Below are 13,817 nucleotides of genomic sequence, written 5' to 3' on the forward strand. Positions count from 1 at the left end.
TCACCGGGCGAGGGGTCCGGCTGCTTTGACGTGCACCCGCACGGCGGGCTCGGAGAGATAGCTCAGCGGCACCTCCAGGAGGTCCACGATCTCCACCGTGGAGGGGTCGGCCCCTGCCGCCACGGCCCGCGCCTGCGCTTCCTCTTTAGCGCTTTCGATGGCCTGTGCCCGGCTTTCTCCCGCAGGCAAGATCGTATCGACTCTGCCGCTCGCGAGCGCGATGGCCGCCCCCACCGCGTTGGCCACCTCGGCGTGCTCGGGCCTGATCACCCGGCTCGCCCCGGGAACCTCCTGAGGCAGCAGGAACGCCCCGCCGCCCACCGCGACCAGGGGGCGGTCGGTACGGCCGAGCGTCATCCTGTCCACGGCGTCGGCGACCATCTCGTCCGCTTTCGTGACCGCGTCGCGGAGCATCGTGCTCTCGTGAGCGCTTGGCAGGCGCTGCGGCCAGTCCTCGCCGCCTGGAGGCACCCGGCCGGCCGCGACGGCGGCGTCCGTCATCGTCGCGGTCGTCCCGCCGAACACCAGCGCCTCCGTGGCGATCCGGTAGCCGACCGAGCCGGGGCCGACGCCGCCGGGGCGCACCACGGTGCCGCCGCCGAGCGCGATGGCCAGGATGTCCGGCATGCGGAAGTTGGTGAGCACGCCGCCGATCTCCGTGGCCGCCGCCGACTCCCTCGGGAACCCGCCGGCCAGCACGCCCAGGTCGGTCGAGGTGCCGCCGACGTCCACCACGATCGCGTCCTGCACCCCCGACAGGTACGCCGCACCGCGCAGCGAGTTCGCCGGGCCCGAGCCGATCGTGGAGACCGGCAGGCGGGCGGCGTGCTCCAGGGTCATCAGCGTGCCGTCGTTCTGCGCCAGGTAGGGCCGTGCGCTCAGCCCGCGCTCGGCGAGAGCCGTGGTCAGGGCGTCGGTGACGTGGGCGGCGACGCCGTACAGCGCGGCGTTCAGCACGGTCGCGTTCTCGCGTTCGAGCAGGCCGAGCGAGCCGATCTCGTGGCTGACCGACACCGGCAGGCCGTACTCGGCGGCGACCAGCTCCGCCACCCGCCGCTCGTGCCCGTCGTCGGCGGGGCTGAAGACGCCGGTGACCGCCACGGCGTCGGCCTCCGCACCGTCCAGGAAGCGGCGCACCGCGTCCAGGTCGAGTGGGCCGATCTCGCGGCCGTCCACGTAATGGCCGCCGGGCACGATCGCCTCGCCGGCCGAGACGGTTGTGCGCAGGTCGTCCGGCCAGTCGGACAGCGGCGGCACCGCCGTGGTGGCCGGCGCGCCCAGCCGCAGCACCGCGACCCTGCCGAGCCCGCGCCGCTCCAGGATCGCGTTCGTGGCGTGCGTGGTGCCCAGCATGACGCGGGTCACCTGGGAACGGTCCTCGACCTGGGCGAGCACGGCGTCCAGCGCGGCGCGCAGGCCGCCGGTCACCTCCGGCGTGGTCGGCCGCTTGGCCTTGGCGATCACCCGGCCGCCCGCGTCAAGCACCACGGCGTCGGTGTTGGTGCCGCCGACGTCGATCCCGATGCGCAGGTCAGCCACGCGCCATCAGCTCCTCCACGGGGACGTAGTCCAGGTCGTATCCGAAGGCGCGCGGTCCCGCCGTCTCCAGGCCCTTGCCCGTACGCCAGAGGGGATCGCAGGGCCAGGCGAGCACGGTCACGCGCTGGCCGTACCTGAGGGCCTCGGTCTGGATCGCGGCGGCCGTCTCGGTGTCCACGACCGTGATGAGGTCAGGCACCATGGCGCGCACCCGGCCCTCCTCGATCGCGACCAGGTTCTCGTTCTGCAGCTCCACGCTCAGGCGGCGGCCGCGGTCGTCGCCGGTGCCCTCGATCGTGGCGGTGCCGCGTACGAACCCGCCCGTCGTGCGCCGCTCCACGTCGGTCAGCTTGCCGGTGATCAGCCGGACCGCGCCCAGGCTCTCGCGCAGCGCCTCCAGCGGGTCGGCGGCGCCCTGCGTGGCCCTGCCGACCTCCAAGGCCCTGGTCACCGAGCCCTCGATGACCGCGCCCCTGGCCGTGGCGGCGGTCAGCACGTAGTCGGCCATCAGCGCGTGCGAGCCCACGGCCACGCAGACGGCGCGCGCGATGCGCTCCGACCACAGGCCGTCGAGCGGGCGGATGGTGACGACGTTGCCCGCGACGTCCGACATGATCACCAGATCGGCGGGAAGCCCGGCCACGTACATCGAGACCATCTGGACCTCGGGGAAGGCCCGTCCCATGCCGTCGGCGTCGAGCAGCGGCACGCCGAGCTGCGCGGCCCAGGCGACCGGCGCGACGCCGTTCGCGCCGCCGATCTCCGACGACATGATCGCGCTCGGCGGGCGGCCGAAGATCCGCTCCACCTCCTCGGCGATGCGCTTCGGCTCGTCCTCGCCGTGGATCATCTCGTGGCTCACGGTCGGGGCGCCGATGCCGGACAGCGGCACCACGAGGGCGTCGTCGGGCAGGTCGCCCAGTTTCACCAGCGGGACCGGCCCGTACTCGCGGATGGCCCTCACCGCCGCCAGCGATCCCGTACGGACGTCTCCCCCGCCGCCGGTGCCGAGCACGGCACAGCCACGGGCGAGCGCCTGGATGTCTTTCGCATCAATCCTCATTGGCGACTCAACCAACCACATGGGCGCATATTTCGCCAGTCCAGCGCGTTTCGCGCGGGTGAAAACGTTCACTCGGGACCGTTTCCGTTGGTAAGTGTGGGAGGCGAGGAGAGGAGGTCGCATGCGGATATCGGTGGCCGCCGACAGCAAGGACGGCGTGGCCGAACGGGTCGTGACGGAGCTGCGCAAGCGCGGGCACGACGTCGTCACCCACGGGGCGCTCAACGACGGCGAGCGCGACGACTGGGCGTGGGCCTGCGAGCTGACCGCCCGCGACGTCGCGGAGGGCCGCGCCGAGCAGGGCGTGGTGTGCTGCTGGACGGGCACGGGCGCGTCGATCGCGGCCAACAAGGTGCCCGGGGTGCGCGCCGCGCTGTGCGTGGACGCGTACACCGCCGACGGGGCGCGCAAGTGGAACGACGCCAACGTGCTCGCGCTGAGCCTGCGGCTGACCTCGGAGGTGGTGCTGGACGAGATCCTGGACGCCTGGTTCGAGGGGCGGCCGAGCGACGACCCGGCCGACCGCGCCAACATCGACCACGTGAACGAGATCTGACCCGCCGCTGAGCACCGGACCTCGCGACCCCGGCGGACGCCGGGAAATCGTCGGTCCCGGCCTTTAGGGTGCTGGGCATGACCCTCGTCCTGCACCGCGGCGGGCTCCCCCGGCACCCCCGCCGGACGACCACCGGAGAGCCGGCCGGCCTGGTCGTGGTGCCGTGCGGCGGCGCGGCGGAGGCGGTCGTCGTTCACCCTGCGCGCACTCTGGTCATGAAGGACGGCATCGTCCTGCACAATTGACCGGCGGGACCATCGAAAGGCAGGCAAGTGCTCTCTATTCACCAGCGGATCGCCGCCGAGCTCGGCGTGCGCGAAGGCCAGGTGCAGGCGGCCGTCGAGCTGCTCGACGGCGGTGCGACCGTGCCGTTCATCGCGCGATACCGCAAAGAGGCCACCGGCGCTCTCGACGACGCTCAGCTGCGCACGCTGGAAGAGCGGCTGCGCTACCTGCGGGAGCTGGAGGAACGCAGGACGGCGATCCTGGAGTCCATCGAGTCCCAGGGCAAGCTCGACGACGAGCTGCGCGCCCAGATCATGGCCGCGGAGACCAAGGCCAGGCTCGAGGACATCTACCTGCCCTACAAGCCCAAGCGGCGCACCAAGGCGCAGATCGCCCGCGAGCTGGGCCTGGAGCCGCTGGCCGACCAGCTGCTCGCCGACCCCACGCTCGACCCGGTCGCCACCGCCGAAAGTTTCGTCACCGAGGGCGTCGCCGACGCCTCGGCGGCACTCGAAGGCGCGCGGGCCATCCTCATCGAGCGCTTCGCCGAAGACGCCGACCTCATCGGCGGCCTGCGCGAGCAGCTCTGGCAGCGCGGCCGGCTGGTGTCGAAGGTGCGCGAGGGCAAGGAGGAGGCGGGGGCCAAGTTCGCCGACTATTTCGACTTCGGCGAGCCGTTCACCAAGCTGCCCTCCCACCGCATCCTCGCCCTGTTCAGGGGCGAGAAGGAGGAGATCCTCTCCGTCACGCTCGAGCCCGACGACAGCCCCGACTACGAGATGCGCATCGCCGCCCGGTTCGGCATCTCCGACCAGGGCAGGCCGGCCGACAAGTGGCTGAATGAGACCGTGCGCTGGGCCTGGCGCACCCGCATCCTCGTCCACCTCGGCATCGACCTGCGCATGCGGCTGTGGCAGGCGGCGGAGGACGAGGCGGTGCGGGTCTTCGCCGCCAACCTGCGCGACCTGCTGCTCGCCGCACCGGCGGGCGCGCGGCCGACCATGGGCCTCGACCCGGGTCTGCGCACAGGCGTCAAGGTCGCCGTCGTCGACGGCACCGGCAAGGTCGTCGACACCGCCACCATCTACCCCCACGAGCCCAAGCGGCAGTGGGACGAGTCGCTCGCCGTGCTCGGCGCGCTGGCCCAGCGCCACAAGGTCGAGCTGATCGCCATCGGCAACGGCACCGCCTCCCGCGAGACCGACAAGCTCGCCGGCGAGCTGGTCAAGCACATGCCGTCGCTCACCAAGGTCGTCGTCTCCGAGGCCGGGGCGTCCGTCTACTCCGCCTCCCCCTACGCCTCGCAGGAGCTGCCCGACCTCGACGTGTCGCTGCGCGGCGCCGTCTCCATCGCCCGGCGGCTGCAGGACCCGCTGGCCGAGCTGGTCAAGATCGACCCCAAGTCCATCGGCGTCGGCCAATACCAGCACGACCTCGCCGAGTCCAAGCTGTCGCGCACGCTCGACGCCGTCGTCGAAGACTGCGTCAACGCGGTCGGCGTCGACGTCAACACCGCCTCGGCCCCGCTGCTCACCCGCGTGTCCGGCATCGGCGCCACGCTGGCCGAGAGCATCGTCCGCCACCGCGACGCCAACGGCCCGTTCCGCACGCGCGCCGCGCTCAAAAACGTGCCCAGGCTGGGCCCCAAGGCGTTCGAGCAGTGCGCGGGCTTCCTGCGCATCAGGGGCGGCGACGACCCGCTCGACGTCTCCGCCGTGCACCCCGAGTCCTACCCGGTCGTGCGCCGCATCCTGACCACCGCCAAGACCGACCTGAAGTCCTTGATCGGCAACACGGCGGTGCTGCGCTCCCTCGACCCGCGCGACTTCACCGACGACACCTTCGGCCTGCCGACCGTCACCGACATCCTGCGCGAGCTGGAGAAGCCCGGCCGTGACCCGCGGCCCGCGTTCAAGACCGCCACTTTCAAGGAGGGCGTCGAAAAGCTGTCCGACCTGTCGCCCGGCATGATCTTGGAGGGCGTGGTCACCAACGTGGCGGCGTTCGGGGCGTTCGTCGACATCGGCGTCCACCAGGACGGCCTCGTCCACGTGTCGGCCATGTCGCGCACGTTCGTCTCCGACCCGCGTGACGTGGTCAAGCCCGGCGACATCGTCCGCGTCAAGGTCCTCGGCGTCGACATCCCGCGCAAGCGGATCTCGCTGACGCTGCGCCTGGACGACGACATCACGACGGAGCAGGGCGCCGAGGGCTCCCGCCGCGGTGCGGGCCGTGGGGCGGGCCGCGCCGACGGGGGCCGTGACGGGGCCCGGGATGGCGGGCGCGGCGGCCGTGGTGACGGCGGCCGAGACGGGCGCGGCGGAGGCGGCCAGCGCGGCCGCGAGGGTGGCCGCGGCGGAGGCCGCCGCCAGGACCGCCCCGCCCCGACGGGCGCCATGGCCGAGGCCCTCAGAAAGGCCGGCCTCGGCGGCGACCTCCGCTGAAAACCGGTCCCCGGTTCCGGCCCGCCCCCGACGGGCCGGAACCGCACACGACCAACCCCATGGAGAGACCGCCCCAACCGGGGCGCCGCCGACACGGGACCTCCACCACCGACCCGCACCACCACCAGCCCGAAACCACACACCACCAACCCCACGAAAAACCGCACCGGCCGAGGGCCGCGCCGACACGGGACCTCCACCACCGGCCCGCCCCACCACCTGGCCGGGGAACCAGCACGGCCCACGCCTGCGAAGAGCCGATGGCCTTGAAGGCTCCTCCCCCTCCCCGGTGCCGCTGACGCGGGATTGGCCTTGCCCCCACATGACACTGCGGCCCGGCAGAGCCGTGCGAGGCTCCGGCACCGTCCCTCACGTCCAGGAGCCGGTGGGGCAGGGGGCCGGGGCTGGGGCGATACGGTGCAAGGGTGAGCACCTCTGCGTTCGACACGGCGATCACCCAGGCTCGCGACCTGCTCAGGTGGCGTTCACCGCTGCGGACCGAGCTCTGGGCGGCCAGGCTCACGGCCGAGCTCGAGGGCTCGGGCCAGGTGGAGGAGTTCCTGCGGCGGGCCACTGAGGACGGCGGGATGGAGGCCCGGCTCGCTTTGGCCGCCCTCGCCGCGGTCAACCGCCCCGCTACTGCGCCCGGTGTGACGCCCGCCCCTGCCCCCGGTGAGACACCCCTCCCTGCCCCCGGTGAAACACCCGCCCCTGCCGCCGGTGAAACACCCGGTGAGACACCCGCCCCTGCGCCGGGTGAAGGTTCCGCCCTTGCCCCGGGTGCAGATTCCGCCTCTGGTCCGGGTGAGCATTCCGCTCCTGGCTCGGTCGTCGGTGACGAGGGCGGAGCCGCGTCCCTGTCAGGCGGCGCATCCGAGGACTCGCCCCCTTCCGAAGGCGCAACCGAAGGTCCGGCCGCTCCGGGTGAGACGGCCGAGGGCACGGGCGCGGCAGGCGGCGGGCACGACGAGGCTGCGCCGGGGAGTGCGGACGAGCGGCCGGCGGAGGCGGACGGAGGAGCCGAGGGCGCCCGGGCTGCGGGGAGCGTGTACGCAGCAGCCGGGGACGGCGTGCTGGACAGCCTGGCCGGGTGGGTGCGGCGGATGGGGCGGGTACGCTGCGACGGCGGCTGGTACGGCAAGGCCGACCCCTACGGCGAGCAGGTCCTGGCGGTGCTGTCGTTCCGGTACGAGAACGGCAAGGAGCCGCACATCCTCGTCGTCGGCATCGACCAGCCGAGCGGCGGCCTGGCGGTGGACGCGCTGGTGGAGGAGGCGAAGTTCCTCGACGAGCTGGATCTGCGGCCGACGCCTCCCGAGAGCGTGGCGAAGCGTGTCCTTGACGCGTTCGAGCTGACCGACCGCGTTATGGGGGCTCGGGTCGCCGACACCTTGCCGGGGGTTCGGCCGTTCGCGATCACCCGGGCTCGTACCGTACTGGCCCGGACCTCTCACGACACCGGTCCGGCGGGCTCGCAACAGGAGCCATCCGCTGAGGCTCGGCTTGAGGGGCTGGACGTGTCGGGGCCTGGGGTGCGCGAGGCGTTCGACGTGCTGATGGAGTTCGTGGGCGAGCGGACGCTGTGGTGGAGCCCGGCGCGGGTGTCGCAGTTCCTGACGCAGTGGCTGCCACGGGAGGCCATCCTGTCGGAGGCGGCGATCGAGGCGATGCCCGAGGTGGTGCGGGCCTGGACGATGCGTCAGGGCGGCCATCCTGACGTGTTGCGGCAGATCGACCGCGATGCGCCGCGCCTGCCCGGCCTTATGGCGGACGACTCGCTGGCCTCGCTCAACAAGCGCCTGTCGATGGCCGCCAAGGACCGCTGATCGGCCACCCACCGCTCCCGGATCCGCCACTTCGGGCTGTTCATCCGGGCCGCGCCATCCGCTTCGTCGGTGCCGTTCAAGCGGTCTGTCCGCCGTACGGCGGGTGAGCGAGGCGGTCCTAGAAGGCGTAGCGGATGCGGCAGTACGGCAGGCGGGTGCCGATGAGGTCGGTGAGTGCGGCGACGTAGCGGCCCTTGTGGCCGGTGCGGTAGCGGACGTTCCAGCCGCCGGTCTGCGACCGCTTGGCCTGCTGCAGCTCCGGCCGCCACAGCACCTCTTCCGCCTTGGGGTGCCAGCCGAGGTTGACCTCGTGCAGCCGGTCGTTGTGGGTCAGGAAGATCACCTCGGCGGCGAGCTGCGCGCGGGCCTCGGGGCTGAGGGCGTCGTCGAGCTGGGCGAGCAGTTCGGCCCAGTCGTCGAGCCATCCGTCGCGTACGACGACGGGGCTGAAGTTGACGTGCACCTCGTAACCGGCGGCCACGAAGTCGTTGATGGCCTCCATTCTGGCGGCGACCGGCGAGGTGCGGATGTCGAGCAGCTTGGAGTCGGCCACCGGCATGAGGCTGAAGCGGATCCTGGTACCGCCGCGCGGGTCCCAATCGAGCAGGTGGCGGTTGACGTACTTGGTGGCGAAGCTGGCCTTGGCGTTGGGGAGGCGGCCGAACAGATCCACCAGGTCGCGTACGTTCTCGGAGATCGTGGCGTCGACCGAGCAGTCGGAGTTCTCGCCGATGTCGTAGACCCAGTCGCGCGGATCGACCTGGTCGGGCTCGGGTTTGACGCCCTGCCGCCCGGCGTGGCGTTCGAGGTAGCCGAGGATCTTGTCGATGTTGGCGAAGACGGTGATGGGGTTGCTGTAGCCCTTGCGGCGCGGCACGTAGCAGTAGGCGCAGGCCATCGCGCAGCCGTTGGCGGTGGACGGCGCGATGAAGTCGGACGAGCGGCCGTTGGGCCGGGCGGTGAGCGACTTCTTGATGCCGAGCACGAGCGACTCGGTCTTGATGCGGACCCAGCGGCTGACGTTGGTCTCGTCGCCGTACAGCTCGGGGATGCGGTGATGGCTTTCGACCTCGATCAGTTCGGCTCCGGGGAAGCGGGCGAGGATCTCCTGCCCGCGCGGTAGCTCGGCTGCGGCCGGTTCGAGGTAAATGCGCCGGATATCCAGCAAAGAGTTACTGATCGTGATTGCCATATCACGTCCAGGCTACCGGCCGGTCCCCGATGGACGGGCACGTGGCTCTCAGGTGTTCTGCCAGGTCACGGCAGGGATGTGAGAGCGGGCGGCGGCCACACGGGCGCGGCGGGCGGTCGCGGCCGACAAGGCACGGCGGGCGGTCGCGGCCGACAAGGCGCGGCGGGCGGTCGCGGTGCTAGGCGGGCTGGTCGGCGGGGCAGACGTACGCGGTTCTGGAGGCGATCTGGCAGGTCGCCACGGAGGTGCCGCAGCGGCGGCAGTGCTCGCGCTTGTAGACCCAGCGCTCGTCGGGCGCGTCGGGATCGCTCACCACCTGCCCCGCATCGCGCCCCAGCACCATGTACGACCGCGCCGCCTCCCACAGCCGCCCGGCCGTGGCGGCGTCCACGTCGCGGGCGCCCGGATGCAGGCCGATGAGGAACAGCAGCTCGGCCCGCCAGGCGTTGCCGACGCCCGCCCACACCTTCTGGTCGAGCACGGCCGCCCCCACCGGCCCGCGGAACCCGGTCAGCCGCCGCACCGCCTCCTCCGGCGAGGCGTCGTCGCGCAGCGGGTCGGGGCCGAGCGAGGCGCGCAGCGCGTCCACGCCGTCCGGGTCGAGCTGCTCGCACAGGGAGGGAGCGATGAGGTCGTACGCGACGTCGTCCGTGGCCAGCCGCAGCCGGGTGCCCGCCTTGGGCGGGGTGGCGGGGTCGGCGTAGCGCAGGAAGATGCCGCGCATGCCGAGGTGCACGTGGACGGCGGGCGCGTCGTCGAAGTGGTAGAGCAGGTGCTTGCCCAGCGCCTCGACCGAGCGCAGCGCGCGACCGTCGTACGGCCTGGCGTCGAAGCGCCCCTGCGGCCCGGCCGCGCGCAGGACACGCCCGCCCAGGTCGGCGTGCTGCTCCCGCGCGTGGCGGTGGATCAGGTGTCCTTCCGGCATGCAGAGCCCCTACCCCGATGCCGCCCCGCCGCGCCGCACGAGCACGCCGCCGGAAGCGAGTACGCCGCCGGAAGCGGGCACGCAACCAGAGGCGGGGAAGCGGCCAGAGGCAGGCGAGCGGCCGGAAGCGGGCTAAGGCTCAGCGCTCGATGCGCGGGCGAGCTGGGCCTCGGCGCTGGCGAGCAGCATGTCGAGCGCGATCGGGTACGCGCTGTCGTTCATCCTCGCCACCAGCAGCGGCGCGGTGGCGGCGATGTGGGGGTGGGTCTCGGCGGGCAGCCGCGCGTACGTCTCCCGCCAGACCTCCTCGTCGGCCTCGCGGGCGGCAGGAGGCAGGGCGAGGGTGGCGGCGTCGAGGATGGAGAACGCCAGGCTCTGGTCGATGAAGGCGTGATAAATCCGGACAGCGTCCTCATCCGGAAAGCCCCCGTTCCGCAGGATCCCGAGGATCATCTCGTCACCCGCCACCTCGTTGGGCCGCCCGGTCACCCGGCTCGCGGTCAGCAGCGCCGCCTGAGGGTGCGCCAGGTACGAGTGGTGGATGCGCAGGCCCAGCTCGCGCAGGTCGGCCCGCCAGTCGCCGGTGGGCGCAAAGCCGCTCATGGCGTGCCCGAACAGCTCGTCGGCGATGGCGAGCACCAGGTCGTCCATGCCACGGAAGTACCGGTAGATGGTGCTGGCGTCAGCGCCGAGCGCCAGCCCGAGGCGGCGCGCGGTGAGCCCGGCGGCGCCGTGCTCGCGCAGCATGCGCAGCGCGGTCTCGACGATGAGCCCGTGCGTGAGCACCTGCCCCTGCTTAGTGGGACGCCGCCGTCGTCGCGCGCTCTCGGACACCACCCGCTTGGCCATCGCGGTCACGCTCCTTATGCCAACGCCATTGACGTTGTCCAGCGTACGGACATTGGATAGCGACACAACCCCCAAAACACTGCTAAAAGGGGACTTATCGCCATGCGTATCCTTCTCGTGGGCGCCGGCGGTGTGGGCACCGCCATCACCCGGATCGCCGCCCGCCGCCCGTTCTTCGACCACATGGTGGTCGCCGACTACGACCTCCCCCGCGCCAAGGCCGCCGTCGCCGCGCTCGGCGACCGCGCCGGGAGGTTCACCCCGGTCAGGGTGGACGCCGCCGACACCCGCGCCGTCACCGCGCTGCTCACCGAGCACCGCTGCGACGTGCTGCTCAACGCCACCGACCCGCGTTACGTGCTGCCCCTGTTCGACGCCGCGCTCGCCGCCGGTGCCGATTACCTCGACATGGCCATGTCGATGTCCAAGCCGCACCCGGAGCGCCCGTACGAGGAGGTGGGCGTGAAGCTGGGCGACGAGCAGTTCGCCAGGGCGGCGGAGTGGGCCGAGCGCGGCAGGCTGGCGCTGGTGGGCATGGGGGTGGAGCCCGGCCTCGCCGACGTGTTCGCTCGTTACGCGGCCGATGAGCTGTTCGACGAGATCGAGGAGATCGGCGTCAGGGACGGCGGCAACCTGACCGTCGAGGGCTACGAGTTCGCGCCCTCGTTCTCGATCTGGACCACGATCGAGGAGTGCCTGAACCCGCCGCTGATCTATGAGAAGGACCGCGGCTGGTACACCACGGAGCCGTTCAGCGAGCCCGAGATCTTCGACTTCCCCGACGGGATCGGCCCCGTGGAGTGCGTGAACGTCGAGCACGAGGAGGTCGTGCTGGTGCCGCGGTGGATCCCGGCGCGGCGGGTGACGTTCAAGTACGGCCTGGGCGAGGAGTTCATCGGCGCGCTGAAGACGCTGCACGCGATCGGCGTGGACCGCACGGAGCCGGTGGCGGTGCGGACCGGCCGGGGCACGGTCGAGGTGTCGCCCCGCGACGTGGTCGCCGCCGTACTGCCCGACCCGGCCGAGCTGGGCGATCGCATGCACGGCAAGACCTGCGCGGGCACGTGGGTGAAGGGCGTCAAGGACGGGCGGCCCCGCGAGGTGTACCTGTACCACGTGGTGGACAACCAGTGGTCGATGCGCGAGTACGGCTCGCAGGCGGTCGTCTGGCAGACCGCGGTCAACCCGGTGATCGCCCTGGAGCTGCTGGCCGAGCGGGTCTGGAAGGGCGCGGGCGTGCTGGGGCCCGAGGCGTTCGACGCGCGGCCGTTCCTGGATCTGCTGGTCGCGTACGGCTCACCGTGGGGCATGCGCGAGCAGTGAGGGGGTCGGACGAGAGCACCCGAACAGGACGTTGGATCATAAAGGTGCCTCGACCCGTACCTGGGAGGAAGACCTCTTGAGCATCGCCGACGACCCCGATCGCGCACCTGCCCGCTCCCACCTGTACGCCATGGGCCTGTCGGAGGAGGAGATGCGCCGCCCTGTGGTCGGCATCGCCTCCACCTGGACCGGCACCATGCCCTGCAACCTGAACCACCGCGACCTCGCCGCCCACGTGGCCGAGGGCGTGCGGGCGGCGGGCGGGCTGCCCATGGAGTTCAACACGATCGCCGTCTCCGACAACCTCACCATGCACACCCCCGGCATGCGCACGTCGCTGATCAGCCGCGAGGTGATCGCCGACTCGATCGAGCTGATGGGCCGGGCGCACCAGTTCGACGCGCTGGTGGCCATCGTGGGCTGTGACAAGACCGTGCCGGCCGCGATCATGGCGCTGGCCCGGCTGGACGTGCCGTCAGTGGTCCTCTACAGCGGCAGCATGATGCCGGGCCGCTGGCGGGGCAAGGATGTGACGATCCAGGACATGTGGGAGGCGCTCGGCGAGCGCGAGGTGGGCCGCCTCGACCAGTCCGAGCTCGACGACCTGGCCAAGCACGCCTGCCCCGGCGCGGGCACCTGCGCCGCCCAGTACACCGCCAACACCATGGGCGCGGTCGCCGACTTCCTCGGCCTCGCGCCGTTCGGGGTGGGCGACATCCCGGCGGTGGCGGAGGAGAAGAACGCGGCGGCCCGCCGGATCGGCGAGATCGCCATGGACGCGCTGGCCCGCGACGCCCGCCCCTCGAAGGTGCTCACCGCCGACGCGCTGCACAACGCGATCGTCTCGGTGGCGGCCATGGGCGGCTCCACGAACGCGGTGCTGCACCTGCTGGCCATCGCCCGCGAGGCGGGGCTGCCGCTGGAGATCGACCGCATCGGCGAGGTCTGCCGCGAGGTGCCGATCATCACCGGGCTCAAGCCGAGCGGCGGCGACCACACGGCGCTCGACCTGTGGCGGGCGGGCGGCACGTCGCTGGTGGTGCGCCGGCTGCTGGAGGCCGGGCTGCTGCGCGAGAACGTCACGCTGGTGGACGGCCGCACGCTGGCCGAGGTGGCGGCATCCGCCGAGGAGACGCCGGGACAGCAGGTGGTGGCGAGCGCGGACAAGCCGTTCAAGAAGCGCGGCGCGCTGGCCATCCTGCGCGGCTCGCTCGCGCCGGACGGGGCCGTGCTCAAGCTGGGCGGCAAGGACGACTTCCGGCACGAGGGCCCGGCCAAGGTGTTCGACTCGGAGAACGACTGCTACGTCGCCATCCAGGAGGGCCGCATCGTGCCTGGCGACGTCATCGTGGTCAGGTACGAGGGCCCGGCTGGCGGCCCGGGCATGCGCGAGATGCTGTCGATCACCGGGCCGCTGGTCGGCCGGGGGCTCGGCAACTCCGTGGCGCTGGTGACCGACGGCCGCTTCAGCGGCGTCTCGCACGGCCTGGTGATCGGGCACGTGGCGCCGGAGGCGTACCACGGCGGGCCCATCGCGCTGGTGCGCGACGGCGACACGGTGGTGATCGACAGCGCGGCCGGCACGCTCGACCTGCTGGTGCCCGAGGACGAGCTGGCCCGCCGCCGCGCCGAGTGGCGACGTCCCGAGCGTGAGGTCGAGCGCGGCGTGCTCGCGAAGTACGTCGCCACGGTCCACTCGGCCTCCGACGGCGCGGTCACCGTCTGAGCTCGGTCCGCCCGGCCTCCGACGGCGCGGTCACCGTCTGAGCTCAGGGTTCGATCGAAGGGGCACGCGGACGCCCCTGTGACCGGGCAGCGGCCGGGGACGGCTATGCTGCGCAGTGACGTTTCGCGTGCCCTCACCTGAATGGAGAC

At 72.2% G+C, this 13,817-nt stretch carries 11 protein-coding genes; 6 read left to right on the forward strand and 5 right to left on the reverse strand.

The genetic code is table 11. The annotated features are described in order from the left end of the window. Together AB0K67_RS13825 and AB0K67_RS13830 are read right to left on the reverse strand one after the other, a co-directional pair. Positions 1-1,539 carry a hydantoinase/oxoprolinase family protein gene (locus tag AB0K67_RS13825; RefSeq protein WP_364058300.1) on the reverse strand — a complete coding sequence of 513 codons (1,539 nt, stop codon included), beginning with the start codon at positions 1,537-1,539 and terminating at the stop codon, positions 1-3. Further along, entirely contained in the window at positions 1,532-2,602 is a 1,071-nt protein-coding gene (locus AB0K67_RS13830; protein WP_364058303.1) for a DUF917 domain-containing protein, read from the reverse strand. The genes AB0K67_RS13825 and AB0K67_RS13830 overlap by 8 nt, the downstream gene beginning before the upstream one ends. A 121-nt stretch (positions 2,603-2,723) precedes the next feature. On the opposite strand from AB0K67_RS13830, the gene AB0K67_RS13835 reads away from it, so the two are divergent. The 4 genes from AB0K67_RS13835 (at position 2,724) to AB0K67_RS13850 (ending at position 7,653) form a co-directional block, all read left to right on the forward strand. After that, entirely contained in the window at positions 2,724-3,158 is a 435-nt protein-coding gene (locus tag AB0K67_RS13835; RefSeq protein WP_364058306.1) for an RpiB/LacA/LacB family sugar-phosphate isomerase, read from the forward strand. A 77-nt stretch (positions 3,159-3,235) separates the two neighbouring features. Beyond that, entirely contained in the window at positions 3,236-3,403 is a 168-nt protein-coding gene (locus AB0K67_RS13840) for a hypothetical protein (RefSeq protein ID WP_364058309.1), read from the forward strand. Between the two features lie 27 nt (positions 3,404-3,430). Continuing rightward, positions 3,431-5,827, forward strand: coding sequence for a Tex family protein (locus tag AB0K67_RS13845; protein ID WP_364058312.1), 2,397 nt, complete (start codon positions 3,431-3,433; stop codon positions 5,825-5,827). Between the two features lie 1,046 nt (positions 5,828-6,873). Further along, positions 6,874-7,653: a hypothetical protein gene (locus AB0K67_RS13850; RefSeq protein ID WP_364058315.1), complete on the forward strand. Its 780-nt coding sequence runs from the start codon at positions 6,874-6,876 to the stop codon at positions 7,651-7,653. A 118-nt stretch (positions 7,654-7,771) separates the two neighbouring features. Here AB0K67_RS13850 and AB0K67_RS13855 read toward each other — a convergent pair whose 3' ends face one another. From AB0K67_RS13855 to AB0K67_RS13865, 3 genes are all read right to left on the reverse strand, one after another. After that, the gene (locus AB0K67_RS13855) at positions 7,772-8,821 is read right to left on the reverse strand and encodes a spore photoproduct lyase family protein (RefSeq protein ID WP_364058318.1); all 1,050 of its coding nucleotides are present in this window, start codon (positions 8,819-8,821) and stop codon (positions 7,772-7,774) included. A gap of 202 nt (positions 8,822-9,023) precedes the next feature. Further along, a complete protein-coding gene (locus tag AB0K67_RS13860; RefSeq protein ID WP_364058321.1) occupies positions 9,024-9,770 on the reverse strand; it encodes a DNA-formamidopyrimidine glycosylase family protein in 747 nt (248 codons plus the stop codon). 132 nt (positions 9,771-9,902) lie between these two features. Then, on the reverse strand, positions 9,903-10,619 hold the full coding sequence (locus AB0K67_RS13865; protein WP_364059552.1) for a TetR/AcrR family transcriptional regulator: 717 nt from the start codon (positions 10,617-10,619) through the stop codon (positions 9,903-9,905). Between the two features lie 102 nt (positions 10,620-10,721). Between AB0K67_RS13865 and AB0K67_RS13870 the strand changes: the two genes are divergently transcribed. Together AB0K67_RS13870 and ilvD are read left to right on the forward strand one after the other, a co-directional pair. Continuing rightward, complete coding sequence (locus AB0K67_RS13870) at positions 10,722-11,942, forward strand: saccharopine dehydrogenase C-terminal domain-containing protein (RefSeq protein WP_364058324.1); 1,221 nt, start codon at positions 10,722-10,724, stop codon at positions 11,940-11,942. 76 nt (positions 11,943-12,018) lie between these two features. After that, complete coding sequence (ilvD, locus tag AB0K67_RS13875; protein WP_364058327.1) at positions 12,019-13,668, forward strand: dihydroxy-acid dehydratase; 1,650 nt, start codon at positions 12,019-12,021, stop codon at positions 13,666-13,668. The last annotated feature ends 149 nt before the right edge of the window (positions 13,669-13,817 follow it).

Origin of the sequence: Nonomuraea sp. NPDC052634, assembly GCF_040678535.1 — a bacterium.
Classification (GTDB): Bacteria; Actinomycetota; Actinomycetes; order Streptosporangiales; family Streptosporangiaceae; genus Nonomuraea; species Nonomuraea fastidiosa.